Raw genomic sequence first — 21,658 nt, 5'->3', positions numbered from 1 at the left:
ATGCGTGTTCAAGTGCTACTTCGAAAGGTAAGGTATTGTTATGGAAGCTGATTATGTCATCGTGGGCGCTGGGTCTGCTGGTTGTGCTTTGGCCTACCGACTTGCCGAAGCTGGCAAGGATGTGTTGGTCGTTGAGCATGGCGGAAGCGACATCGGGCCATTTATTCAAATGCCTGCGGCCTTATCCTATCCGATGAATATGAAGCGCTATGATTGGGGGTACATAAGCGAACCCGAACCTCATCTGAGCGATCGAAAACTTGCCTGTCCGCGCGGTAAAGTTATCGGCGGATCTTCGTCCATCAACGGTATGGTTTTTGTGCGCGGCCATGCGCGCGATTTCGATTATTGGCAGGAATCTGGCGCGACGGGTTGGTCCTATGCCGACGTTCTTCCCTACTTCAAACGGATGGAACATTGGCATGATGGCGGCCACGGTGGCGATACAGAATGGCGGGGCAATAATGGCCCTCTTCATGTGACGCGCGGCCCCCGAAAAAACCCGCTATTCGCTGCATTTGTTGAAGCGGGAAAGCAAGCTGGCTATCCCACAACAGACGATTACAACGGTGAGCAGCAAGAAGGCTTCGGGCCAATGGAGCAAACGGTCTTCGGAGGGCGCAGGTGGTCTGCGGCCAACGCTTATCTGCGGCCCGCTTTGAAGCACAAAAACTGCAACCTGACGCGTGCCTTTGTTGAGCGTGTTGTTATTGAAAACGGCCGTGCGATTGGCGTTGAAGTCATACGGAACGGCACAAAAGAGGTTATTTCGGCGCGTAAAGAAGTCATCCTTTCGGCGTCTTCCATTAATACACCCAAGCTCCTTTTGTTATCTGGGATCGGTCCCGCCGAGCACCTTGCTGAGCATGGAATTGAGGTGGTCGCAGATCGTGCAGGCGTAGGACAAAACCTACAAGATCATCTTGAATTGTATTTACAGTTTGCATCATTGAAACCCATAACTCTTTATAAATACTGGAATTTGGTGAGCAAGGCCATCATTGGCGCGCGCTGGCTTTTGTCAAAAACGGGTCTTGGGGCCTCAAATCAGTTCGAGAGCGCGGCGTTTATCCGCAGTCGTGCTGGCATTGAATATCCGGACATCCAGTACCATTTTCTTCCGATTGCCGTTCGATATGATGGCAAGGTCGCCGCCGAAGGACACGGCTTTCAAGCCCATATGGGGCCGATGCGCTCAAAAAGCCGTGGTTGGGTAAAACTGGCAAGTTCCGACCCCGCCGATGCGCCAAAAATTCAGTTTAACTATATGTCTGATCCACAAGACTGGGCTGATTTTCGAACTGGAATTCGCCTCACGCGCGAGATTTTCGCTCAGGAGGCCTTCGGTCCTTACGTGAAGCATGAAATCCAGCCGGGTTTGTCGCATCAAACCGACGAGGAGCTTGATACATTTATCCGCGAGGAGGCCGAAAGCGCCTATCACCCCTGTGGAACGGCACGGATGGGGGCCGCAAATGACCCACTCGCCGTGGTAGATCCGGAATGTCGGGTTATTGGCGTTCAGGGTCTGCGGGTGGCCGATAGTTCAATTTTTCCTCGTGTGACGAATGGCAATTTGAACGGGCCTTCGATTATGGTTGGCGAGAAGGCCGCGGACCATATTTTAGGGGCCGGAATGCTTGCGAAAGATACCTCGAAACCATGGATTAATCCAAACTGGGAAAATGATCAACGATAGGTGGTAAAGTTTGATCCGTATCAAAGAATTTGGGGTGAAACTCAAGCATGTTTGTTAAGAAACCAGCAGGAGAAAACATATGTCCCATACCCCACACGAACTCGCAGAAGAATTTCCCGAGCACATCGAAAAAATGCATGCTTTGAAGTTGAGCGATCCGCATTTTTCCCGCTTGGCTGACGAGTATCACGTTTGCAATCGCGAGGTGCACCGCGCAGAAGAAAACGTTGAGCCAACCGACGCGCTAAACGAGCAGGAAATGCGCAAGAAACGCATGGCTTTGAAGGATCAAATCTGGGCAATACTCTCCGCTTAGCTGGTCATACTTTTTCTACGTCGAGAAGCTAACCTTCTGGCTTCTCGACTATTTCTTGGAATTTTTCGAAAAACTTAGCGGTCATTTTCTTTGCGAAACCATCGATAAGGCGACTGCCAAGTTGAGCAATTTTGCCACCAACTTTCGCTTCGACCTCATAGGTGAGTTCAGTGCCTTCGGCGACGTCGCGCAGTGTCACAACGGCTTCACCTTTGGCGAAACCTGCGACTCCGCCTTTGCCTTCTCCGGAAATTTTGTACCCGTTTGGCGCATCGACATCCGAAAGGGTCACTGCGCCTTTAAAGGTTGCTTTTACGGGACCAACTTTCTGTTTTACAACAGCTTCAAAACCTTCCTCGGCTGAGCCTGTTAACTCTTCACATCCGGGGATGCAGGCCGCGAGCGTTTCTGGGTTGTTTAGGTGGGCCCAAACCGTTGCGCGGTCGGCCGCGAGGATGCGCGTGTCGCTGAGTTCCATGTCATCTTTCCTTTGAAAATTTGGGCAGGTTATTGGATTTCATAGGGTAGGATACCCCGTGCGTTGTGGTCAACTTTTAGCCGCGCTTCGAGTGGCGGGACCGATCTTTGATGACAATTCGGGCGCTCACATATGCGGCAACTTACGCCGATGGGCTCAAAGGCTCGATCATTTTTGACGTCGAAGTCGTCAGCGTAAACAAGGTGTTCTGCGTGTTTAACTTCGCATCCCAAGCCGATGGCATAGCGGCGGACGGGCGCCTTAAAAGAGCCTGCTGGCTTTGAAACATCGCGGGCGAGGCAGAAATATTTAAGCCCATCAGGGGTTTGCGCTAATTGTCTGAGAAAACGCCCCGGTGTTTCAAATGCGCGATGCACGTTCCAAAGCGGGCAGGCTCCGCCATAGCGGGCAAACTGCAAGCGAGTGGCGCTATGGCGTTTTGTTATCGTGCCGGCCTGATCGACGCGTACAAAATAGAACGGAACACCTTTGGCACCCGTGCGTTGAAGTGTGGATAGTCTGTGGGCGACTTGCTCAACGGATGCGCCAAACTGTGCTGCCAAAAGTTCAAGGTCGTGCCGTGTCTCGCGTGCGGCGTTCAAAAAGGCGTGGTAGGGTAGAAGGACAGCCCCTGCAAAATAGTTGGCGAGCCCGATTTTTGCAATCTCGCGCGCCTCTTCTGTTTGGAACCGTGCCAGATCCAATGTCGCCTCCAGAAGTTCGTTTTGTGTTAGGAAGGCGAGTTGCAAAAGGAGTTGGAATCGTCTTGTTGGTGGCGAAATAAATTTGGAGAGAGTTAGGGTGCGGGTAACAGGGTTGAACCCTCTTAAAACTGTATCACCCTGAAAGTCTACCTGAATACCAAGCGCATTCAGAGCATCCGTCGCGCGGTCTTGCGACGTGATACCGCCATGTTCAGGGTCGGCGACCCGTTCGGCCGCGCGATCAACTGCATCAATGTAATTATCGCAATAGTGAAAAAAATCGCGAACTTCTTCCCACGGGCTTGGGGCGATGCGGCTATCTTCGCGTCCCAGAATCTCGTCGAGGGATGCAAGGCGTTCGTGGCTTTGGCGGTAGGCGCGATGGAGGTCTAAAAACGCACGGGTTAGCGCAGGTGCGTTTGATGCGGCCAGACGCATATCTGCGAGGGGTGGTGGCCCGTCGGTAAAAACGGGGTCCGCAAAAGCTTCGCGCATATCACTGACCATCCGTTCGGAATCACCGATGGAAAGCGTTGTAACGTCAAAGCCAAATTCCTGCGCGAGCGCCAAAACCGCTCCTGTACTTATCGGGCGCTTATTGTTTTCCATTTGGTTGAGGTAGGGGAGCGAAACCCCCAGTTTTTCGGCAAACGCCTTCTGAGTAAGCCCCAACTTAGTGCGCGTTTCCCGAAGCTTTACCCCAGCGTAGAGTTTTTGAGTTGCCATTTTCGCCTTTGCCTCCGAGCTTTGCAGTTTTGCCGATCGGTCTTTGAGTTTTGCAAAGTTAACCGATCGTTTGGATTCGACGCAAGACGAAAAGGATAGAAATGACACCCATGACAGAGGAGGCGAGCATGAGGGTGACCAAGGGGAGGGGGCCCGCGTCAGGGCTTAGGAGGGTGCCAGCAAAGGCCGAAAGTGCCGCGCCGCCGCCAATCATGATCGCGCCACCAATTCCGCTTGCCGTGCCTGCGAGATGTGGGCGCACCGACAGCATGCCTGCGTTTGCATTGGGCAACACGAGGCCGTTTCCTAGGCCAATAAATGTCATAAAGGCAAAGAAAATTTCAACTGACCCCTCGGAAAATGCGAAGGTCAAATAAGAGGCGCCCATGCCCGCGGTGCAGAGTAAACTTCCCCACAGGATCATTTTGTCGATGCCAAACCGTCGCGAGAAGCGGCCAGAGATATAATTCCCAGCAAAATATCCGAGCGCGGGAGCACCAAAGTATATGCCTGTCCATTCTGGAGGGAGGAGGTACACTTCGCTCGCAATATACGGTGCCCCGCCGAGATAGGCGAAAAAAGATCCTGATGCAAAAGTGGCGCAGGCAACATAGCCCCAGAACCGAAGGGAGCTGAAAAGTTCTGGGTATTGGCGGACCTGTTCGCGGAAGCTCGCGCTGGTTCTGGATGCGGTTTCGCCTAAATCATAGAAGGTAAGCCAAAGGAGGCCTAGGCCGAGAATGAACATCATCCAAAAGCTGGCTTGCCAGCCAAATTGGGTGTCCAAGACGCCGCCGATCGCTGGGCCAACCATCGGGACAATCGACATGCCCATGGTTAAGTAGCCAATCATTGAGGCGGCTTCGTCTTGTCCAACCATGTCACGAACGATAGCGCGTGAGAGGACCATTCCTGTTACTATTACGGCCTGTAACATGCGGAAAGATAAGAATATCTCAACTGACGGTGCATAAATACATCCAAGGGTCGCGATAAGGAAGATCACAATTCCGCCTAAGATGATCGGGCGACGACCAAACCGGTCGGAAAGGGGGCCGATGAAGACCTGCAAGATCGCATTGACGCCTAGATAAAGGGCTACGGAGAGCTGAATGAGGCGGTAATTGGTGTCAAAATGGTCTGCCATGCCAGCGAGGGATGGCAGGAAGATATTCATCGAGAGCGCTGCTAGTCCTGCGAGGAGGATTAACGTTCCGAGATTTGGTGGGGTGGTTCGATCTAAAAGCCGAACGGTGGGTTTCTCATCCATTCGAAAGATGTAGAGGCGCGATTTGAGAATGTCCATTGGCGATGCGCTGAAAGTGGAGATTTGCATATTTGCAGTATTCAATCGAGTGTTGCAAATGAGTTTGCAAATATTCTGAATTCACCTTTGGCTTTTGCCATTGGGTGGGTATGGTCCAGCAATAGATAACGAATCCCGACCGGAGGACGTCCCATGAAAGATGTTGACACCCAGCTCGCTGAGCGCCGCGATCAAGCCCAACTGGGCGGCGGTCAGCGCCGCATAGATGCGCAACACGGCAAAGGGAAATTGACGGCGCGTGAACGTGTTGAGCTTCTGCTTGATGAGGGCAGCTTCGAAGAGTTCGACATGTTCGTCGCACATCGTTGCACCGATTTTGGTATGGAAAAACAGCGCCCGGCAGGCGATGGGGTTATTACCGGCTGGGGCACCATCAACGGCCGTATGGTCTATGTGTTCTCTCAGGATTTCACCGTTTTCGGAGGGTCACTTTCGGAAACCCACGCCCAAAAGATATGCAAGATCATGGATATGGCGATGCAAAATGGCGCGCCCATTATTGGCATTAACGACTCGGGCGGCGCACGGATTCAAGAAGGTGTTGCCAGTCTTGCAGGTTATGCCGAAGTGTTTCAGCGCAACATTATGGCCAGTGGTGTTGTGCCGCAAATTTCCCTGATTATGGGGCCATGTGCCGGTGGCGCGGTGTATTCACCTGCGATGACCGACTTTATCTTCATGGTCAAAGACACGTCTTATATGTTTGTGACGGGCCCTGACGTCGTGAAAACTGTGACCAACGAGGTTGTGACCGCCGAGGAGCTTGGCGGCGCGTCCACCCACACTAAGAAGTCCAGCGTTGCCGACGGCGCGTTTGAGAATGACGTCGAGTCCCTCACCGAGGTGCGCCGTCTTGTGGATTTCCTCCCCCTGAACAATCGTGGAAAGCCACCCGTGCGGCCATTTTTTGATGCGCCGGATCGGATCGAGGAAAGTCTCGATACGCTTATTCCTGAGAACACAAATACGCCCTACAATATGAAGGAGCTGATCCACAAAATCGGCGACGAGGGCGACTTTTATGAAATCCAAGAGGATTTCGCAAAGAACATCATCACTGGTTTTATTCGGCTCGAAGGTTCTACCGTCGGCGTCGTTGCGAACCAGCCGATGGTGCTGGCGGGCTGTCTTGACATTGATAGCTCTCGTAAGGCAGCCCGCTTTGTCCGTTTCTGTGACGCCTTTGAAATCCCGATCCTGACTTTGGTTGATGTACCCGGCTTCTTGCCTGGCACCAGCCAAGAGTACGGCGGTGTGATCAAACATGGCGCTAAATTGCTGTTTGCTTATGGTGAGGCGACCGTTCCCAAGGTGACCGTAATCACCCGCAAAGCCTATGGTGGCGCCTATGATGTGATGGCGAGTAAGCACCTGCGCGGCGATTTTAACTACGCATGGCCCACGGCCGAAATCGCGGTGATGGGGGCCAAAGGGGCAACTGAAATCATTCACCGTGGCGACATCGGCAATGATGAAAAAATCGCGGCCCACACGGCGGACTATGAGGCGCGTTTTGCCAATCCGTTTGTGGCCGCCGAGCGTGGTTTCATCGACGAGATCATTCATCCGCGCAGCACACGTAAACGGGTGGCGCGCGCGTTTGCCTCTCTGCGGAATAAGAAGCTCGAGAACCCGTGGAAAAAACACGACAATATCCCGCTGTAAGTCAGTGTGAAGTGGCCCAACCCTTTAATTAACGGAATGCACCGTGCGCAGAAAATGGCATATTCAACGAACGTCAGATAGTCTCGCGCTTTCGCGACGTGGCGAAGTTGTCTTTGATGTGTCGGCACAAAGTGTCTTTCCCTTCTGTGCGCGCGGTCGGTTGGCGCAGCAGATTCGGCAAGATTTGTGGCGAGCCTTGCAAGATTTGCGCGGGTTTTCCCCAGTGATTTTGATTGAAGGGCAGGGCGCAGAATTGCATGTCACGGCAGGTGGCGAAGTCGCGGCTAAAACTTTCCCAAAACCCGCTATAGAGGCACAGATTTCAGCGCTCCTTGCTGACCCCAAATTGCGGGCGCGGTGGCTGCGCCATGCCACAATATCCGCAGACGCGGTGGACGCATGAAGCGGCTTTCCGTTGTCTTGTGCGGGATTGGGAGCGCGGCGTTGGCCGACCCTATTGCGGTGCCGTCGGGGCAATCCATTGAATTCAAACAGGTGATTTGGGCGGAGGCGGCAGAAACACCGAATGCAATTTTTCGGTTTGTCGCGCCAGAAATCACCCGCGACGGCACGGGTATTGAGTATGATACCGCGGCAGAAGATATTCTGTTTCTGTGTGAAACTTTTGCCCTGCCGCGCGTCTTGGCGGCGAATGTCGGGGGCGAAGTTGGTCTTGTCATTTCGCTTTCAAAACAGGACCTCGCATTTGGTGAGGCAAACCCAGATATCCTTCAGTTCTTTGAGAATTTTGTGGTCCGCGACGCCACTTGTGACTGGGGAGATGTCTGATGGGAACTTCGTTAGGCTTATGTAATAGCGGGATAAAACATGCATTCGTGCATCAATTCACCGCCAACTATCTGCGGGGGGTTTTCTTTTTTAGGCGGGCGGATACTGTGGGGACAAGCTTAACGCATTTCTTTTGGAGAATGCGCGAGACGCTTGGCGCATTCGCTTCGATTGCGTCTTTCAAGAACAGTACAGGGAGACATATATGTCCAATTCTATCAAAGCTCTATTCGCCATTGGTCTTTTGTCTTTGGTTGCGGCCTGTGGCGGCGCTTCCGAAGAAGAAACAGTATACGTTGAAGTTGAGCCAATCGTCGAAGAACCGACAATGTCCAAATACTAAAATACAAGATAGGCAGGGCGTAAGTCCTGCCTTCCCCTCGGCTGCAGTTCGAGGAGCCGAATTCAAATGTCCTCGGATAGTTTCGACTGTTTTTCCCTCAGATTTTTCCATTCTTAGCATTTCCCCGATGAACTTGCCTGCGGCTTCCTCTAAGCTTGCGCGAATTCAAACAAATAGGGGTATTCCATGTTAAAACATCGCGGCTTTCCCAGTCGCCTCACAGGCACTGATTTCCACTTCACTATTCGGCGCGACAATAAAAAAGGCCCAACACCACTCATTCGCCGCGAGCGCTATGCGGATCGCCGCCCCGCGGATCGGCGGGCGGATGCGGGATTTATCCTCGCTCTGTGGACGCACTTCGGTAACGAACCCTTTGAGCGCGGGAACTTGGATTCGGGGCGTCTGAGTTGGTTTTTCGGACGCGAAGTCATCGCCGCCGAAGAGCCCTTTGATCCCAAAAGCTATGAGGCGATGCTCGTAATCAACGAGCCTGTCGCGCGAGCGAATTTCCCAGACGCCTTTGTGAGCGTGGATGAATTTGACCCCGATGACGAGGAGTACTAGGCGTGTTTTTGCTTATTTCTCAGATACATCGGCAGGTTTCGGCCCAACTTAGGGGGAGTAGCAGCAATGGGCTTCCCAGTGCTGCTACTCTCGTGCAGGCTGTATTTGTAGCGGGTCTTTCTATTCTGTGGCTCGCTGCGACGCGCTCCGCGCGTCACCCTTCCCCTTCTGGGCTCGGCTCTCCCCAGGTCGAGCCCATTTTCGGGAAAATACGGCGTACGCGCCTCCCCATTTACGCATCATATCCAACACGACCCAAACATCGCTTGGGCCGTAGGTTTGCTTTTGCGCGCGATGTTTCGCGCGTATTGGCCCCAAGTTAAGGAAAGTCCCATGTTTAAAAAGATCCTCATTGCAAATCGCGGCGAAATTGCCTGTCGTGTTATTAAGACTGCCCAAAAAATGGGGATCAAAACCGTAGCGATTTATTCAGACGCGGATCGTCGGGCGCTGCATGTGCAAATGGCGGATGAGGCCATTCACATTGGGCCCGCGCCTGCGAACCAATCCTATATCGTCATCGAGAATGTTTTGCGCGCGGTGAAAGAATCTGGGGCGGACGCCGTTCATCCGGGCTATGGCTTCCTAAGCGAAAACAAACTTTTTGCTCAAGCGCTAGCCGATATTGGCGTGGCCTTTATTGGCCCACCTGTGAATGCAATCGAGAGCATGGGCGACAAAATCACCAGTAAGAAAATCGCTCAAGAAGCGGGGGTTTCGACGGTGCCTGGCTATATGGGGGTGATTGCGGACGCGGATGAAGCGGTTAAGATTTCCAATCAAGTCGGCTACCCCGTTATGCTTAAGGCGAGTGCGGGCGGTGGTGGTAAAGGCATGCGAATTGCATGGAATGACCAAGAGGCGCGCGAGGGGTTTCAATCCAGTAAAAACGAAGCCGCTAACAGTTTTGGCGATGACCGGATTTTTATCGAAAAGTTCGTGACCCAACCACGCCACATCGAAATTCAGGTGCTTGCGGATAGCCATGGCAATGCGATCTATTTGAACGAGCGCGAGTGCTCGATCCAGCGCCGCAATCAAAAAGTCATCGAAGAAGCGCCGAGTCCGTTTTTGGATGAAGCCACCCGCAAAGCGATGGGGGAGCAGTCTGTCGCTCTTGCGCAAGCGGTCGGGTATGCGAGCGCTGGGACCGTTGAATTTATTGTCGACGGAGCGAGTAAATTCTACTTCCTTGAGATGAACACCCGTCTGCAAGTCGAACATCCGGTAACGGAACTGATCACAGGCGTTGATCTTGTTGAGCAAATGATCCGCGTGGCCTTTGGCGAAGTGTTGCAGATCAAGCAAGACGATGTTCAGCGCAACGGGTGGGCCATCGAAAGTCGCCTCTATGCCGAAGACCCCTACCGCAATTTCTTGCCCGCGATTGGCCGTTTGACACGGTATCGTCCGCCCGAGGAAACCGTGAGTGACATCGTTGTCGTTCGCAATGACACGGGCGTCTATGAGGGCGGCGAAATCAGCATGTATTACGACCCGATGATTGCCAAGCTTTGCACGTGGGCTCCAACGCGCGAAACGGCGATCGAGGCGATGCGGGTTGCCTTAGATAGTTTTGAAGTCGAAGGGATTGGCCATAACCTTCCGTTTCTATCCGCCGTCATGGATCACCCAAGGTTTGCGTCGGGGAACATCACAACAGCCTTCATCGAAGAGGAATATCCCGATGGTTTTGACGGGGTTTCCCTGTCAGAAGACGCCTTGCGCCGGATCGCAGCGGCGACTTGCGCGATGTATCGCGTATCTGAAATCCGTCGTGCGCGCGTCTCAGGACGGATGGATAATCACGAGCGTAAAGTCGGTACGGAATGGGTTGTTGCCCTTCAAGATCAAGCGTTTCCTGTCTCGATTTCAGCCGACCCAAAAGGTGCAAATATTTCGTTTGAAGATGGTGAAACTCTGCGCGTGGTAAGTGACTGGGTTCCAGGGGATCGTCTCGCAAGATTGCAAATCAGCGGCGTTGATTTAGTCCTTAAAGTGGACAAAATCACTTCTGGTTTTCGCATTCGTAGCCGCGGAGCGGACATCAAAGTTCGGGTTCGAACTCCGCGTCAGGCGGAACTCGCGCACCTTATGCCCGAGAAAGTCGCACCCGACACCTCACGCCTGTTGCTCTGCCCAATGCCGGGCTTGATTGTGAACGTGAATGTCGCCGTTGGAGATACCGTGCATGAGGGGCAGGCGCTTTGCACCGTTGAGGCGATGAAAATGGAAAATATCCTACGGGCGGAAAAAGCTTCGACGGTTGCAAAAATCAATGCACAAGCGGGCGATAGCCTTGCAGTTGACGACGTGATTATGGAGTTCGAATAAAGTGGATGCCCCTTACTGCAAAGCTCGAGGATTAACGACACGACGTTCTTTTTCTTCTTCTAGGCGTAGGGGCATTTTATCGATTGCACGGATCAATTCTCGTGCACTCCACGGATGGGGTTTGCGTTGTGCAATCGTGCCATCTTTGTCCATCAGAACCATCATAAACCCGTGGGGACGGATGGCTATACGTACATCACTTTCTGCCGTGGGATCGGTGTCGACCACCACCACTACATCGCGGGCAACAAGGGCTGGCCACTGCTCTTGCAGCATTTCCAGTTGGCGCACAATTTGTGGATCATCGGGACGCATTGCAAAGAGCAAAATTGGACGCGAAACCCATTTTAGGTCTTCCAGCGTCGTATCCTGTGCGTCAATGGGTTCAAAAGGCCGTACGTCTTGGGCTAAAGCCGAAGAAAAAACCCCCGCTACTGCAAGGAAAACTAAAGTTAAAATTTTCATGTGTCGCCTTCCGTTAGTAACAAACATAGGCACTCTTGAGGCGTTTGCACAGGGGCAGTGGTGGCGGTCTTGTGGTTTTTTTCCTGTTAATCCTATGATTACGGATCGTCTGTAATGTTATTCCTGATCACATATGCGCGGCGCCTGGGGGCCCGCCTGTTTGGTAAAAGGAAGAACAGAATGGATGTCATTCTCCACGTCGGTGCGCATCGCACCGCGACAGCAAGCTTGGCCGTTTTTTTTGAGCAAAACAAAGACGAAGCACGCGAGCAGCGCGTCGCTTTTTGGGGGGCCGACCGCATCAGAAGTGGCCTGTTTTCCGGTCTTATGGCCCATAAAAACAGCATCATGCCCGATACGCCACGCCGTCGCGACCGTGCGACACAACTTATTCGTATGGAACTGGATCGGCTGGAAAAATCTGGCGTGCATCAACTCATCGTGAGCGAGCCTTCGATGATCGGCACAATGATGCAAAACCTCCAAAGCGAACGCCTGTATCCCAACTTTCAGCCGCGGCTCTCACGATTCTTTGATGCTTTTGGCGATCATTGCTGCCAAATCTCTTTTTCATTACGTTCCTATGAAGGTTATTGGACCTCAGCGTTGGCACATGCGATCCCACGTGGACTGGCTATTCCTAGTGAAAATACCGTGGATCGGCTCGTGACACAGCCCCGGCGCTGGAAAACACTTATCAGCGAGGCGAGGGCGGTTTTTCCCTCCGCCGAAGTCCTTGTTTGGCCGTTTGAAGCTATGGCGGGTCATCCGGTTCGCCAAATAGCGCTCATGACGGGTGCAACGTTCCAACCCTCACGCGCAAACGCGCCTTGGGTCAACGCAGCGCCCAATAGGCAGGCTATTTCAAGGGCCCTGATTGAGCGCAATACCCCTGTGATTTCGGGCACGAATTGGCCACCATTTCAGAACCACCATAGGCAAGTGCTGCGCGCCCAATATCACGAAGACCTTGAGTGGTTAAAAACCAATAACGACACTTTGATATCCTATAGTGAAACCGCTGGGAAACATCAGCGTTTCGATAAATTGACTGACAGTCAGGATGTTGCGGACAACAAGCCCGCCTACCTAAGAGGACACCCCAATGACAGAGAAGAAAGACGCATGGTCTGAACTCGCCGCCCGCGAATTGCGTGGGCGACCAATTGATGATCTGACATGGAATACCCCTGAGGGAATTACCGTAAAGCCGCTCTACACGGCGGAGGATTTGGAGGGATTGGACCACCTCGGTGGCGTGCCCGGAGCAGCACCCTTTACGCGCGGCCCGAAGGCAACAATGTATGCGGGGCGCCCTTGGACCATCCGCCAGTATGCTGGTTTTTCAACGGCCAAAGAGAGCAATGCGTTTTACCGAAAGGCGCTCGCTTCTGGACAGCAGGGTGTCTCGGTGGCCTTCGATTTGGCAACCCACCGCGGGTACGACAGTGATCATCCGCGCGTCGAGGGGGACGTCGGCAAGGCTGGCGTGGCGATTGACTCTGTCGAGGATATGAAGATCCTTTTTGACGGGATTGAGCTGGATAAAGTCAGTGTTTCCATGACTATGAACGGTGCAGTTATTCCCGTTTTGGCGAGCTTTATCGTAGCTGGTGAGGAACAGGGTGTGGATCGTAGCCAACTTTCGGGCACCATCCAAAATGACATTCTCAAAGAGTTCATGGTGCGCAACACCTATATATACCCGCCCGAACCGAGCATGCGCATTGTCAGTGATATTATCGAATTCACCAGCCAAAAAATGCCGAAATTCAATTCAATTTCGATCTCTGGATACCACATGCAAGAGGCCGGCGCGAACCTTGTTCAAGAACTCGCTTTTACTCTCGCTGACGGCAAGGAATACGTCAAAGCCGCTATTGCCAAGGGGTTAGACGTTGATGATTTTGCCCCCCGCCTGTCCTTCTTTTTCGCCATTGGGATGAATTTTTTCATGGAGGCCGCGAAGTTACGCGCTGCGCGCTTCTTGTGGCACAAAATCATGTCAGAATTCGCGCCAAAGAAGGAGAATTCATTGATGCTTCGGACCCATTGTCAAACGTCTGGAGTGAGCCTTCAAGAACAAGATCCCTACAACAATATCGTCCGCACAGCCTATGAGGCAATGAGCGCGGTATTGGGGGGTACGCAATCCTTGCATACGAACTCCTTTGATGAAGCGATTGCTTTGCCTACAGATTTTTCGTCCCGCATCGCACGCAACACCCAATTGATTTTGCAAAATGAAACGGGTGTTACGAATGTCGTCGATCCGTTGGCAGGGTCTTACTATGTAGAAAAACTAACCTCCGATTTGGCCGATGAAGCTTGGAAACTAATCCAAGAAATCGACGAGATGGGCGGTATGACAAAAGCCGTTGCCACTGGGATGCCAAAGCTGCGCATTGAAGAAGCCGCGGCGCGACGTCAGGCAGCGGTTGATCGTGGTGACGACGTGATCGTTGGAGTGAACAAATTCCGTTTAACGCAAGAGGACCCAATCGATATCTTAGATGTGGATAGCGTGGCCGTTCGGGTCGAACAAGTTGCGCGGCTCGCAAGCATCCGGCAGAGCCGTGATGCCGCCGCCTGTGAAAACGCCCTCGCGGCGCTTGAACAGGGGCGAAAACGGGTGAGGGGAATTTGCTTGCGCTTGCCGTCGACGCGGCGCGGGCGCGGGCTACTGTGGGAGAAATATCCATGGCTATGGAAAAAACATTTGGGCGTCATAGGGCGGAAGTTAAAACCCTCTCTGGCGTCTATGGCGCAGCATATGCTGGTGACGAAAATTTTGCCGCAATTCAAAAATCGGTTGATGATTTCGCTCAGGAAGCAGGTCGCCGTCCTCGGATGTTGGTCGTCAAAATGGGGCAGGATGGTCATGACCGTGGGGCAAAAGTTATTGCTACTGCTTTTGCGGATATTGGGTTTGATGTGGACGTCGGGCCGTTGTTTCAAACGCCGGAAGAGGCTGCACAGGATGCGATCGACAACGACGTACACATCGTCGGGATTTCCAGCCAAGCTGCGGGGCATAAAACACTTGCGCCTAAACTTATCGAGGCTCTGAAAGCGCAGGGGGCCGAAGAAATTATTGTCATTTGTGGGGGCGTAATTCCGCAACAAGACTATGATTTCCTTTATAAATCAGGTGTGAAGGCAATATTTGGCCCCGGCACAAATATTCCACAGGCCGCACAAGAAATATTGCGTCTCATTAAACCCTGAGGCATTTATTGAAGGGGGCGTCATCAAAGAACGCCCCTTTGCCACAGGATTGAAAATTATGCCGCTTGAAATAGATCACTTTGCAATTGCCTGTGAAACCCTTTCACAGGGGGTGGAATATGTGCAAGACACATTGGGAATTGCGTTGTTAGGGCAGGGGCAACACCCCAAAATGGGAACACACAACCGGCTGCTTTCACTCGGGCCAAATATCTATCTCGAAGTCATTTCGGTAGATCCAAACGCGCCGCGCCCCCCTCATCCGAGGTGGTTCGATCTTGATTCCTTCTCTGGAAATCCGCGCGTCACTAACTGGATCTGCAGAACAAATGACCTAAAAGCCGCCATTGCAAATTCCCCTGAAAATGTTGGGCAGCCGATGGCCTTTGAGCGCGGAAAATACCGGTGGGATATGGCCGTTCCCGCAGACGGAAAGCTTCCGTATGACGGGTGCTTTCCTGCGCTCATTCAATGGCATGGCAACGCCCATCCCGCTTCTGAATTGGCGGATGTGAACTGCCGTTTTTTGTACGCAACAATTCAACACCCAAATACCACCGAACTCTCATCGTCCCTTGAACCTCTTCAGCCACCAAAAGGAATTCGGTTTGTACAGGGTGACATACCGGCCTTCGCAATATCAATTGAAACACCTACCGGTGAGCGCACTCTCAAATGATCCGCATAGCCACTCCACTTGATATCGACACAATTCTAGACATCTGGAATCCGATCATCCGCGACAGCGTTTTTACATTCAACTCCCAGCAAAAGACGCAGGCCGACATGGTTGCCCTCCTGGAACAGAAAGAAAATGCTATGGAGCCGTTTATCGTCTCCGAACTAGACGGAAGGATTTTAGGATTTGCGACGTATGGCCAATTTCGAGGCGGGAACGGGTATAGGTTTACCGTCGAACATACGGTCATCGTTGGCGAGGGGAACTCTGGACTTGGGATTGGACGATCTCTTTTACAAGTTATTGAGAAACATGCGAAAAACAGGGGAATGCATTCAATGATTGCAGGCGTTTCCGCAGATAATACCGCAGCAGTTCTTTTCCACGCAGCCATCGGCTATAGTGAAATCGCGCGTCTTCCTGAAGTTGGGAGAAAATTTGACCGCTGGTTTGATCTTGTGCTGATGCAAAAGCGCCTATAGCCCTGACATTAATCATTTGATCTGATAGGTTATTCACTATGTCGATTTGGACCCGTATTGCCGACGCACTATCGGCCCTTTCTAAGGGCGAAAGCCTCTACGAAGTTTTCGATCGGCTGAGCGCCCCTCCTGAACGTAGCGTTGGTTTTACGATCGCAGTGATTGCCTTGGGGGCAAAAATGGCGAAGGCGGACGGACAGGTCACGCGCGACGAAGTTGCGGCTTTTCGCGAAGTTTTCCACATTTCCCCTGAAGACGAAGCAAATGCAGCCCGTGTTTTCAACATGGCGCGGACGGATACCGCTGGTTTTCAGGACTATGCCAAACGCATCCGGCGCATGTTTGAGGCCGACCACACCGCCCTTTGTGACCTCATGGAAGGGTTGTTTTACATTGCTATGGCCGATGGGGAATACCACCCTTTCGAAGATGAATTCCTCGTCGAAGTGGCAAGAATATTTGAGATGGATGACCGTGAGTTCCGCGGATTGAGGGCGCGGTTTGTTCCTGATGCAGAGCCTGACCCTCATGATGTCCTTGGCGTTTCACCCGCAAATTCACAAGCAGAGATTCGAAAAGCATGGCGCGATTTGGTGCGCGAAACGCACCCAGATCGCCTGATCGCACGGGGCGTGCCCGTCGAAGCTGTGAAACTGGCAGAAAAACGCCTGATCGCGATCAACCACGCGTGGGAAGAGCTAAAAAGGGACGCCGCTTAATGCGCCTTGCGACCTATAATACGGAGTGGTTTTCGGCTCTGTTTAGCCGCGACAACAAATTGCTGTATGATGAGGAGCCTTCGCGACGATACAAGACATCCCGTCGGGAGCAAATCGAGGCGTTAGGCAGGGTATTTCAGTCGCTGGACGCGGATGCTGTCATGGTTATCGAGGCTCCCGAGACTGACAAGAAACGCTCGACAGTCGCGGCTTTAGAACAATTTTCCGCCGATTTTGGCTTAAGAGCCAGCAAATGTGTGTGCGGGTTTTCCAACGATACCCAGCAAGAAATAGCCTTGATGTATGATCCGAGGAAACTCTCGGCCGTTCATGATCCACTGGGGGGCGAGCCGCCTCTCTCTCCCCAGTTTGATCAGGAATTTCACATGGATGTCGATGTGGACGGCATGGAAGATTCGATTGTTTTTTCAAAGCCGCCCTTGGAAATAACCCTTGCGACACAAAGTGGAGAGACGCTTCGTCTTATTGGTGTGCACGCAAAATCTAAGGCGCCTTACGGCGCGAAGGACAAAGACGAAGAAATCCGCATTGCGATTGAGAACCGTCGCAAGCAATTGGCGCAATGCATTTGGGTGCGACGCCGCGTTGTTGAGCACTTAGGGCGCGGGCAAGACGTCGTGGTCATGGGGGATTTTAACGACGGTCCCGGTTTGGATGAATATGAAAAACTGTTTGGCCGTTCCGGAGTGGAAGTCGTTTTGGGTGAGGGGGGGATAACTGCCTTTTTGATCCGCATGCCTCTGCTGGCCTTACCCAGAAATTTGGCGGGACTCCAACAACATCGCGGTTCTACATCGCCCACGAAAAACGCTATCTTGGTTCTTTGCTTGATTACATAATGGTACCGCAAACGTTACGCGCACACGCACCTGTTTGGCGGATCTGGCACCCGTTTGATGATCCTAAAATCTATAGTGATCTCCCTTTGCGCGAAGCACTCCTAACAGCTTCTGACCATTTCCCAGTGTCTTTGGACATTGATCTATAACGCTTAAAGAATCACCTATCATTTGCTAGGGTGACAACATGAGACATTTTTGTTTTGCCATTGTTGCAGCCTCTTTTGTTGCGTTTCCAAGTGTAGCGGAACCGCAAGGAGAACCCGATGGTGCTGATCTATTAGAGCAAGGGTTGCAGCTATTGTTCAAGGAATTGCTGTCGCAAATCGAGCCTGCCTTGAAGGATTTTGAGACCTTTAGCGATGAACTTGGGCCAAAGGTTCAGCAGCTCATTGAAATGATAGATGATTTCCGGAATTATGAAGCACCCGAGAAAATGCCGAACGGCGACATTATCATCCGTCGTATTCGGCCTCTCAAGGAGGGGGAAATCGAACTTTAACCTTTAGAAAATTCCACGCTGGCGTTGGATTCTAGGGCTGAAGCCAAAGCATTGAAACGTGAAGCAGCAACCTCCCCAAACAAGTCCTGATATTCGGGGTCGAGATGCAGCACCAACTCTTTTTTCTTCGGGTAAAAGCGTAAACTGGCAACCGCATTCAGGTGCTTGGTCCAAAACATCGCCCCAAATCGCATGGCTTTGCCCAAGGTCTCGGCGTCGGTTTTTTGCTTTGGTGTGAGCATTTCAAACAAGGGGGCAAAGCGTGACGTTTCGCTTTTGTTTTTGTAGCGATGCAGTAGGGCGAGCCCCAAAAAAATACGTTCGCGATGTTTTAAACCACCTAGGTTTGCGCGGGTGGTGTTGTCAAAACAAACCTCGCCGCGAAAATCCGGATGGGCGCGCCAACTGACATCATGAAGCAAACAGGCCGCCTTAATGAGTCGCTTGGTTTCCTCGGGCGCAGATTTGTAGAGAGGCATGATGAAGTCATACAATTCGCGGCCAAACCCGGGGGAACGCGCATCTTTGGCCTCCGCGGATCGGCAGGCTTCGATTAAAGGGTCACGGCGCCGCACCCGTTTTGGCATTTGCTCATAGAGCATACCTTCGCGGATTCCATAGCTGGAAATAGCGATTTCTTTTGGTTTGAACGTTTTTAGCAATTGTTTGAGGACTTGGCTCGCGATCGGAACCAGCGCCATACGTTCGGACGATGTATTGGTGCGGCTTGCCAAATCATCGAGATCGTTTTCGGCAATCCATTTTGCTGTATCGAGTACCGATCTTGGTGTCATCCGATATTCATGGAGAACCGGAAGTGGATAGTTACGCCGCTCCATGTCTAAACGCGCAATCGCCCGCCAAGAGCCTCCCACGAGAAAAAGCCGCTTATCGGTGATCGGCATTTGATTGTGGAGGTCTTCGATCACGGATTTAATATGGGCCTTCTGGCTTTTTTTCGTCTTGAAACCCATGAGTTTCAATGGGCCGAGGTCGCTTGAAACGCAATAGCCCACGCCGCTGGCTTTCAGTTCCGCAAGCTCCATCGAAGAGCCGCCAATGTCACACACCAGCCCTTTGGCTTCAGGCCAGCCGAGCAGGACGCCCTGTGCTGAAAGGCGAGCTTCTTCTTTTCCGTCGATGACAAATAGGCGGAGGCCAGTTTCCCGAGTTATCTCCTCCCGAAACTCAGGGCCGTCCTCCGCCTCTCGCACCGCGGCCGTGGCGACGGCTGTCAACGGTGCGATGTTCATCCCCTCTGCAAGGCGCTGGAAACGCTTGATTGCAGCGAGGGCACGTTTTCGTCCTTCGGGATTTAGGCGGCCGGTTTCGCCGAGCCCGGCCCCAAGGCCACACATAATTTTTTCGTTGTAGAAGTAAGCAGGGCTGCGCGCCGCGCCGTCAAAAACAACAAGCCGAACTGAGTTTGACCCAACATCAACCACCCCTACACGCCTTAGCGCATGTGCAGAGGGGGACTCGAAAAGTGGTCGTCCAAATGGGCCCCAGAGATCTTCGGCCAAATCGACGTCACTCATGTGTGTCTCCTTCAATTCTTAGGCACCTTGCCTTTAGAATATGCATATTGTCAATCTTTGGAATGCGCCAATTCTGGGACATCTGCGGCCCCAGCTTTGCCCCTGCCTGAAAGCGAGGGATTCTCCATAAAGAAGCGGTGACAGTTGAAGGATATCCCGCCTCCTTCATGGGGTGGGCGCGTGTAGGACCCATCGGGTGCCAAAATCCAACTCTGCGCCACATCCGCCATATTCGCGGCCATGATTTGGCTCACAATCTGGGCCTTTACTGTCGCGTTAGTGATTTGAACCAGAGTTTCAACGCGCCGCACAAGGTTGCGCCCCATCCAATCCGCGGAGGAAATATAGACTTCGGCTTTTTTGCTGGGGAGGCCGTGGCCATTCCCAAAACAAACAATTCGAGAATGCTCCAAAAAACGACCGACAATAGATTTTACCCGAATATTTTCGGACAACCCTTTGATTCCCGGCCGTAATCCACAGATTCCGCGCACAACAAGACTAACCTTCACGCCCGCCTGTGAGGCGGCATAAAGCGCGTCAATGACGTCCGGATCAACCACCGAGTTCATCTTGGCCCAAATTTCCCCTGTTTTGCCCTCTTGCGCGAATTTCGCTTCACGCGCGATTTTTTCAAGCAGCGTGGATTTTAGGGAAAGCGGGGAGATCGAAAGGTTTTCCAACCCGACAGGTTGCGCGTATCCGGAAAGGTAATTGAAGACTTTTGTTGCGTCACTTCCGAGCGCACGGTCGCAGGTGAAAAACGACAAATCCGTGTAAATTCGGGCCGTAATCGGATGATAGTTGCCAGTGCCATAATGCGTATAGGTGACAAGCTGGTCGCCTTCACGCCGCACAACAATGCTGATTTTCGCGTGGGTTTTATAGTTGATGAAACCATATACAACATGGGCCCCTGCGCGCTCTAGGCGGCGAGATTGGCGGATGTTTGCGGCTTCGTCAAAGCGGGCTTTTAGCTCGACAAAGGCGGTGACGGATTTCCCCATATCGGCCGCTTCGCAGAGCGCTTCAACGATTGGGGATTCGCGGCTTGTGCGATAGAGGGTTTGTTTTATGGCCACAACATCAGGATCGCGGGCGGCTTGATCAAGGAAGCGCACGACCATGTCGAAGGTTTCGTAAGGGTGATGCAGGAGCATGTCTTTTTGACGGATCGCCGCAAACATATTGCCGTCATGGTCCTGAACCCGTTCGGGAACACGCGGCGTGAAGCTTGGCCACAAGAGGTCTGGGCGCTCGTCTATCACCAACTCTGCGAGGTCGGACGCCCCCAAAAGCCCTTCTGTTTCAACGACTTCGTCATAGGAGACGTGAAGCTCGTCGGTGATGAGTTTGCTCAGGGCCTTTGGTGCTCCGTTCGAGATTTTAAGGCGAATTACCTCACCTCTGCGGCGCCTTTTTAGAGCCACTTCAAATTCGCGGACCAAGTCTTCGGCCTCGTCCTCGACCTCAAGGTCGCTATCACGCAGGACACGGAAAACACAGCTTCCTTTGGCCATGTATCCGGGAAAGAGGCTGTCTAAATGTAAGAGGAGCAGCTCCTCCATGGGTAGGAATCGATATTGCCCGTCTTCACTTGGCAGGGAGATAAACCGTTTGATTTGACCTGGAACAGGCAGGAGCGCTTTGAGGGTCCGACCATTTTCTTTGCTTTCAAGTTGCAGCGCAAGCGAGAAGCCCGTGTTCGCAATGAAAGGGAACGGGTGCGCGGGATCGATGGCGAGTGGCGAAAGAACAGGAAAAACCTGATCGATAAAATAGACCTTTAGGTATTTCTTGTCCTCAGCAGAAAGCTCGCTGTTTTTGAGAACCAAAATGCCTTCCTGTACCATCTCACTTTGGAGAGAAATCCACGTTTCCTGTTGTTTGTTCAACAACTCACGCGCGTCTTTGTGAATCAAAACCAGTTGATCCGCAGGGCTGCGTCCATCAGCGGCGGGGGTGGTATTTCCCGCTAGCGCCAATTCGCGCAGACCGGCGACACGTACCGTGTAAAATTCGTCGAGGTTGGTCGCCGAAATCGACAGAAATCTGAGCCGCTCAAGGAGGGGAACATTGGGGTTCTCAGCTTCCTCGAGGACACGCCAATTGAACGCGAGCCACGACAGCTCCCGATTGAAAAAACGGCGAGGACCCATAAAATCCTGCGGATCTAGGGGCACGGGCGCGGGAAAGGGCGCGGTTAAGAAATCACATTCATTCATACGGACGACCTA

Annotated in this window: 19 protein-coding genes and 2 pseudogenes; 15 read left to right on the top strand and 6 right to left on the bottom strand. The window is 52.5% G+C overall.

The genetic code is table 11. From position 1 onward, the window contains the following. The first annotated feature begins 40 nt into the window (after positions 1-40). Both betA and RC74_RS00745 read left to right on the top strand, forming a co-directional pair. Entirely contained in the window at positions 41-1,699 is a 1,659-nt protein-coding gene (betA, locus tag RC74_RS00750; protein WP_039000176.1) for a choline dehydrogenase, read from the top strand. A 79-nt stretch (positions 1,700-1,778) separates the two neighbouring features. Further along, the gene (locus RC74_RS00745) at positions 1,779-2,015 is read left to right on the top strand and encodes an HP1242/YdcH family protein (RefSeq protein ID WP_039000172.1); all 237 of its coding nucleotides are present in this window, start codon (positions 1,779-1,781) and stop codon (positions 2,013-2,015) included. Positions 2,016-2,043: 28 nt separating this feature from the next. Here RC74_RS00745 and RC74_RS00740 read toward each other — a convergent pair whose 3' ends face one another. The 3 genes from RC74_RS00740 to RC74_RS00730 are packed head-to-tail and all read right to left on the bottom strand — an operon-like array spanning position 2,044 to position 5,193. Continuing rightward, on the bottom strand, positions 2,044-2,493 hold the full coding sequence (locus tag RC74_RS00740; protein WP_039000171.1) for a CoxG family protein: 450 nt from the start codon (positions 2,491-2,493) through the stop codon (positions 2,044-2,046). 29 nt (positions 2,494-2,522) lie between these two features. Continuing rightward, on the bottom strand, positions 2,523-3,923 hold the full coding sequence (locus RC74_RS00735; protein WP_039000170.1) for a helix-turn-helix domain-containing protein: 1,401 nt from the start codon (positions 3,921-3,923) through the stop codon (positions 2,523-2,525). A gap of 58 nt (positions 3,924-3,981) precedes the next feature. Next, positions 3,982-5,193 carry a multidrug effflux MFS transporter gene (locus RC74_RS00730; RefSeq protein WP_039000219.1) on the bottom strand — a complete coding sequence of 404 codons (1,212 nt, stop codon included), beginning with the start codon at positions 5,191-5,193 and terminating at the stop codon, positions 3,982-3,984. A gap of 189 nt (positions 5,194-5,382) precedes the next feature. Between RC74_RS00730 and RC74_RS00725 the strand changes: the two genes are divergently transcribed. The 6 genes from RC74_RS00725 (at position 5,383) to RC74_RS00705 (ending at position 10,948) form a co-directional block, all read left to right on the top strand. Beyond that, positions 5,383-6,915 carry an acyl-CoA carboxylase subunit beta gene (locus RC74_RS00725; protein ID WP_039000169.1) on the top strand — a complete coding sequence of 511 codons (1,533 nt, stop codon included), beginning with the start codon at positions 5,383-5,385 and terminating at the stop codon, positions 6,913-6,915. Between the two features lie 43 nt (positions 6,916-6,958). Continuing rightward, on the top strand, positions 6,959-7,318 hold the full coding sequence (locus RC74_RS00720; protein WP_039000168.1) for a hypothetical protein: 360 nt from the start codon (positions 6,959-6,961) through the stop codon (positions 7,316-7,318). Beyond that, positions 7,315-7,704 carry a DUF6497 family protein gene (locus tag RC74_RS00715; protein WP_052274582.1) on the top strand — a complete coding sequence of 130 codons (390 nt, stop codon included), beginning with the start codon at positions 7,315-7,317 and terminating at the stop codon, positions 7,702-7,704. Before RC74_RS00720 ends, RC74_RS00715 begins: the two co-directional genes overlap by 4 nt. Before the next feature lie 205 nt (positions 7,705-7,909). Beyond that, positions 7,910-8,047, top strand: a complete 138-nt coding sequence (locus RC74_RS22470; protein ID WP_169798703.1) for a hypothetical protein — start codon at positions 7,910-7,912, stop codon at positions 8,045-8,047. A 186-nt stretch (positions 8,048-8,233) separates the two neighbouring features. Beyond that, positions 8,234-8,614, top strand: a complete 381-nt coding sequence (locus RC74_RS00710) for a hypothetical protein (protein WP_039000167.1) — start codon at positions 8,234-8,236, stop codon at positions 8,612-8,614. 333 nt (positions 8,615-8,947) lie between these two features. Then, entirely contained in the window at positions 8,948-10,948 is a 2,001-nt protein-coding gene (locus RC74_RS00705) for an acetyl-CoA carboxylase biotin carboxylase subunit (protein WP_039000166.1), read from the top strand. A 12-nt stretch (positions 10,949-10,960) separates the two neighbouring features. Here the strand turns inward: RC74_RS00705 and RC74_RS00700 are convergent, their stop codons facing one another. After that, positions 10,961-11,413 (bottom strand): DUF4174 domain-containing protein, encoded by a 453-nt coding sequence (locus RC74_RS00700; protein WP_039000164.1) that lies wholly within the window; start codon positions 11,411-11,413, stop codon positions 10,961-10,963. A gap of 180 nt (positions 11,414-11,593) precedes the next feature. Between RC74_RS00700 and RC74_RS00695 the strand changes: the two genes are divergently transcribed. The 7 genes and pseudogenes from RC74_RS00695 (at position 11,594) to RC74_RS00665 (ending at position 17,883) form a co-directional block, all read left to right on the top strand. Next, entirely contained in the window at positions 11,594-12,547 is a 954-nt protein-coding gene (locus RC74_RS00695) for a hypothetical protein (protein ID WP_039000163.1), read from the top strand. Then, a pseudogene (scpA, locus tag RC74_RS00690) lies at positions 12,519-14,641 on the top strand (methylmalonyl-CoA mutase). The gene RC74_RS00695 and the pseudogene scpA overlap by 29 nt, the downstream one beginning before the upstream one ends. Before the next feature lie 58 nt (positions 14,642-14,699). Then, positions 14,700-15,320, top strand: a complete 621-nt coding sequence (locus tag RC74_RS00685) for a VOC family protein (RefSeq protein ID WP_039000161.1) — start codon at positions 14,700-14,702, stop codon at positions 15,318-15,320. Then, positions 15,317-15,802, top strand: coding sequence for a GNAT family N-acetyltransferase (locus RC74_RS00680; protein WP_039000160.1), 486 nt, complete (start codon positions 15,317-15,319; stop codon positions 15,800-15,802). The genes RC74_RS00685 and RC74_RS00680 overlap by 4 nt, the downstream gene beginning before the upstream one ends. 38 nt (positions 15,803-15,840) lie before the next feature. Further along, complete coding sequence (locus RC74_RS00675) at positions 15,841-16,521, top strand: molecular chaperone DjiA (RefSeq protein WP_039000159.1); 681 nt, start codon at positions 15,841-15,843, stop codon at positions 16,519-16,521. After that, positions 16,521-17,530 (top strand): annotated as a pseudogene (locus RC74_RS00670) (endonuclease/exonuclease/phosphatase family protein). The gene RC74_RS00675 and the pseudogene RC74_RS00670 overlap by 1 nt, the downstream one beginning before the upstream one ends. A 38-nt stretch (positions 17,531-17,568) precedes the next feature. After that, the gene (locus RC74_RS00665; RefSeq protein ID WP_039000156.1) at positions 17,569-17,883 is read left to right on the top strand and encodes a hypothetical protein; all 315 of its coding nucleotides are present in this window, start codon (positions 17,569-17,571) and stop codon (positions 17,881-17,883) included. On the opposite strand, the gene RC74_RS00660 is transcribed toward RC74_RS00665, so the two are convergent. Next, the gene (locus RC74_RS00660) at positions 17,880-19,421 is read right to left on the bottom strand and encodes a Ppx/GppA family phosphatase (protein WP_039000155.1); all 1,542 of its coding nucleotides are present in this window, start codon (positions 19,419-19,421) and stop codon (positions 17,880-17,882) included. The two genes, RC74_RS00665 and RC74_RS00660, sit on opposite strands and share 4 nt — an antisense overlap. 50 nt (positions 19,422-19,471) lie before the next feature. Then, positions 19,472-21,646, bottom strand: coding sequence for an RNA degradosome polyphosphate kinase (locus tag RC74_RS00655; protein WP_039000151.1), 2,175 nt, complete (start codon positions 21,644-21,646; stop codon positions 19,472-19,474). Positions 21,647-21,658 lie beyond the last annotated feature (12 nt).

It is taken from the genome of Falsihalocynthiibacter arcticus, from assembly GCF_000812665.2.
GTDB lineage: Bacteria > Pseudomonadota > Alphaproteobacteria > Rhodobacterales > Rhodobacteraceae > Falsihalocynthiibacter > Falsihalocynthiibacter arcticus.
The sequence above is the reverse complement of the archived record's forward strand: the minus strand, read 5'-3'. Positions and strand labels throughout refer to the sequence as shown.

Coding starts and splice junctions, on each gene's coding strand:
- betA (WP_039000176.1), top strand. CDS start 41: ATGGAAGCTGATTATGTCATCGTGGGCGCTGGGTCTGCTGGTTGTGCT.
- RC74_RS00745 (WP_039000172.1), top strand. CDS start 1,779: ATGTCCCATACCCCACACGAACTCGCAGAAGAATTTCCCGAGCACATC.
- RC74_RS00740 (WP_039000171.1), bottom strand. CDS start 2,493: ATGGAACTCAGCGACACGCGCATCCTCGCGGCCGACCGCGCAACGGTT.
- RC74_RS00735 (WP_039000170.1), bottom strand. CDS start 3,923: ATGGCAACTCAAAAACTCTACGCTGGGGTAAAGCTTCGGGAAACGCGC.
- RC74_RS00730 (WP_039000219.1), bottom strand. CDS start 5,193: ATGGATGAGAAACCCACCGTTCGGCTTTTAGATCGAACCACCCCACCA.
- RC74_RS00725 (WP_039000169.1), top strand. CDS start 5,383: ATGAAAGATGTTGACACCCAGCTCGCTGAGCGCCGCGATCAAGCCCAA.
- RC74_RS00715 (WP_052274582.1), top strand. CDS start 7,315: ATGAAGCGGCTTTCCGTTGTCTTGTGCGGGATTGGGAGCGCGGCGTTG.
- RC74_RS22470 (WP_169798703.1), top strand. CDS start 7,910: ATGTCCAATTCTATCAAAGCTCTATTCGCCATTGGTCTTTTGTCTTTG.
- RC74_RS00710 (WP_039000167.1), top strand. CDS start 8,234: ATGTTAAAACATCGCGGCTTTCCCAGTCGCCTCACAGGCACTGATTTC.
- RC74_RS00705 (WP_039000166.1), top strand. CDS start 8,948: ATGTTTAAAAAGATCCTCATTGCAAATCGCGGCGAAATTGCCTGTCGT.
- RC74_RS00700 (WP_039000164.1), bottom strand. CDS start 11,413: ATGAAAATTTTAACTTTAGTTTTCCTTGCAGTAGCGGGGGTTTTTTCT.
- RC74_RS00695 (WP_039000163.1), top strand. CDS start 11,594: ATGGATGTCATTCTCCACGTCGGTGCGCATCGCACCGCGACAGCAAGC.
- RC74_RS00685 (WP_039000161.1), top strand. CDS start 14,700: ATGCCGCTTGAAATAGATCACTTTGCAATTGCCTGTGAAACCCTTTCA.
- RC74_RS00680 (WP_039000160.1), top strand. CDS start 15,317: ATGATCCGCATAGCCACTCCACTTGATATCGACACAATTCTAGACATC.
- RC74_RS00675 (WP_039000159.1), top strand. CDS start 15,841: ATGTCGATTTGGACCCGTATTGCCGACGCACTATCGGCCCTTTCTAAG.
- RC74_RS00665 (WP_039000156.1), top strand. CDS start 17,569: ATGAGACATTTTTGTTTTGCCATTGTTGCAGCCTCTTTTGTTGCGTTT.
- RC74_RS00660 (WP_039000155.1), bottom strand. CDS start 19,421: ATGAGTGACGTCGATTTGGCCGAAGATCTCTGGGGCCCATTTGGACGA.
- RC74_RS00655 (WP_039000151.1), bottom strand. CDS start 21,646: ATGAATGAATGTGATTTCTTAACCGCGCCCTTTCCCGCGCCCGTGCCC.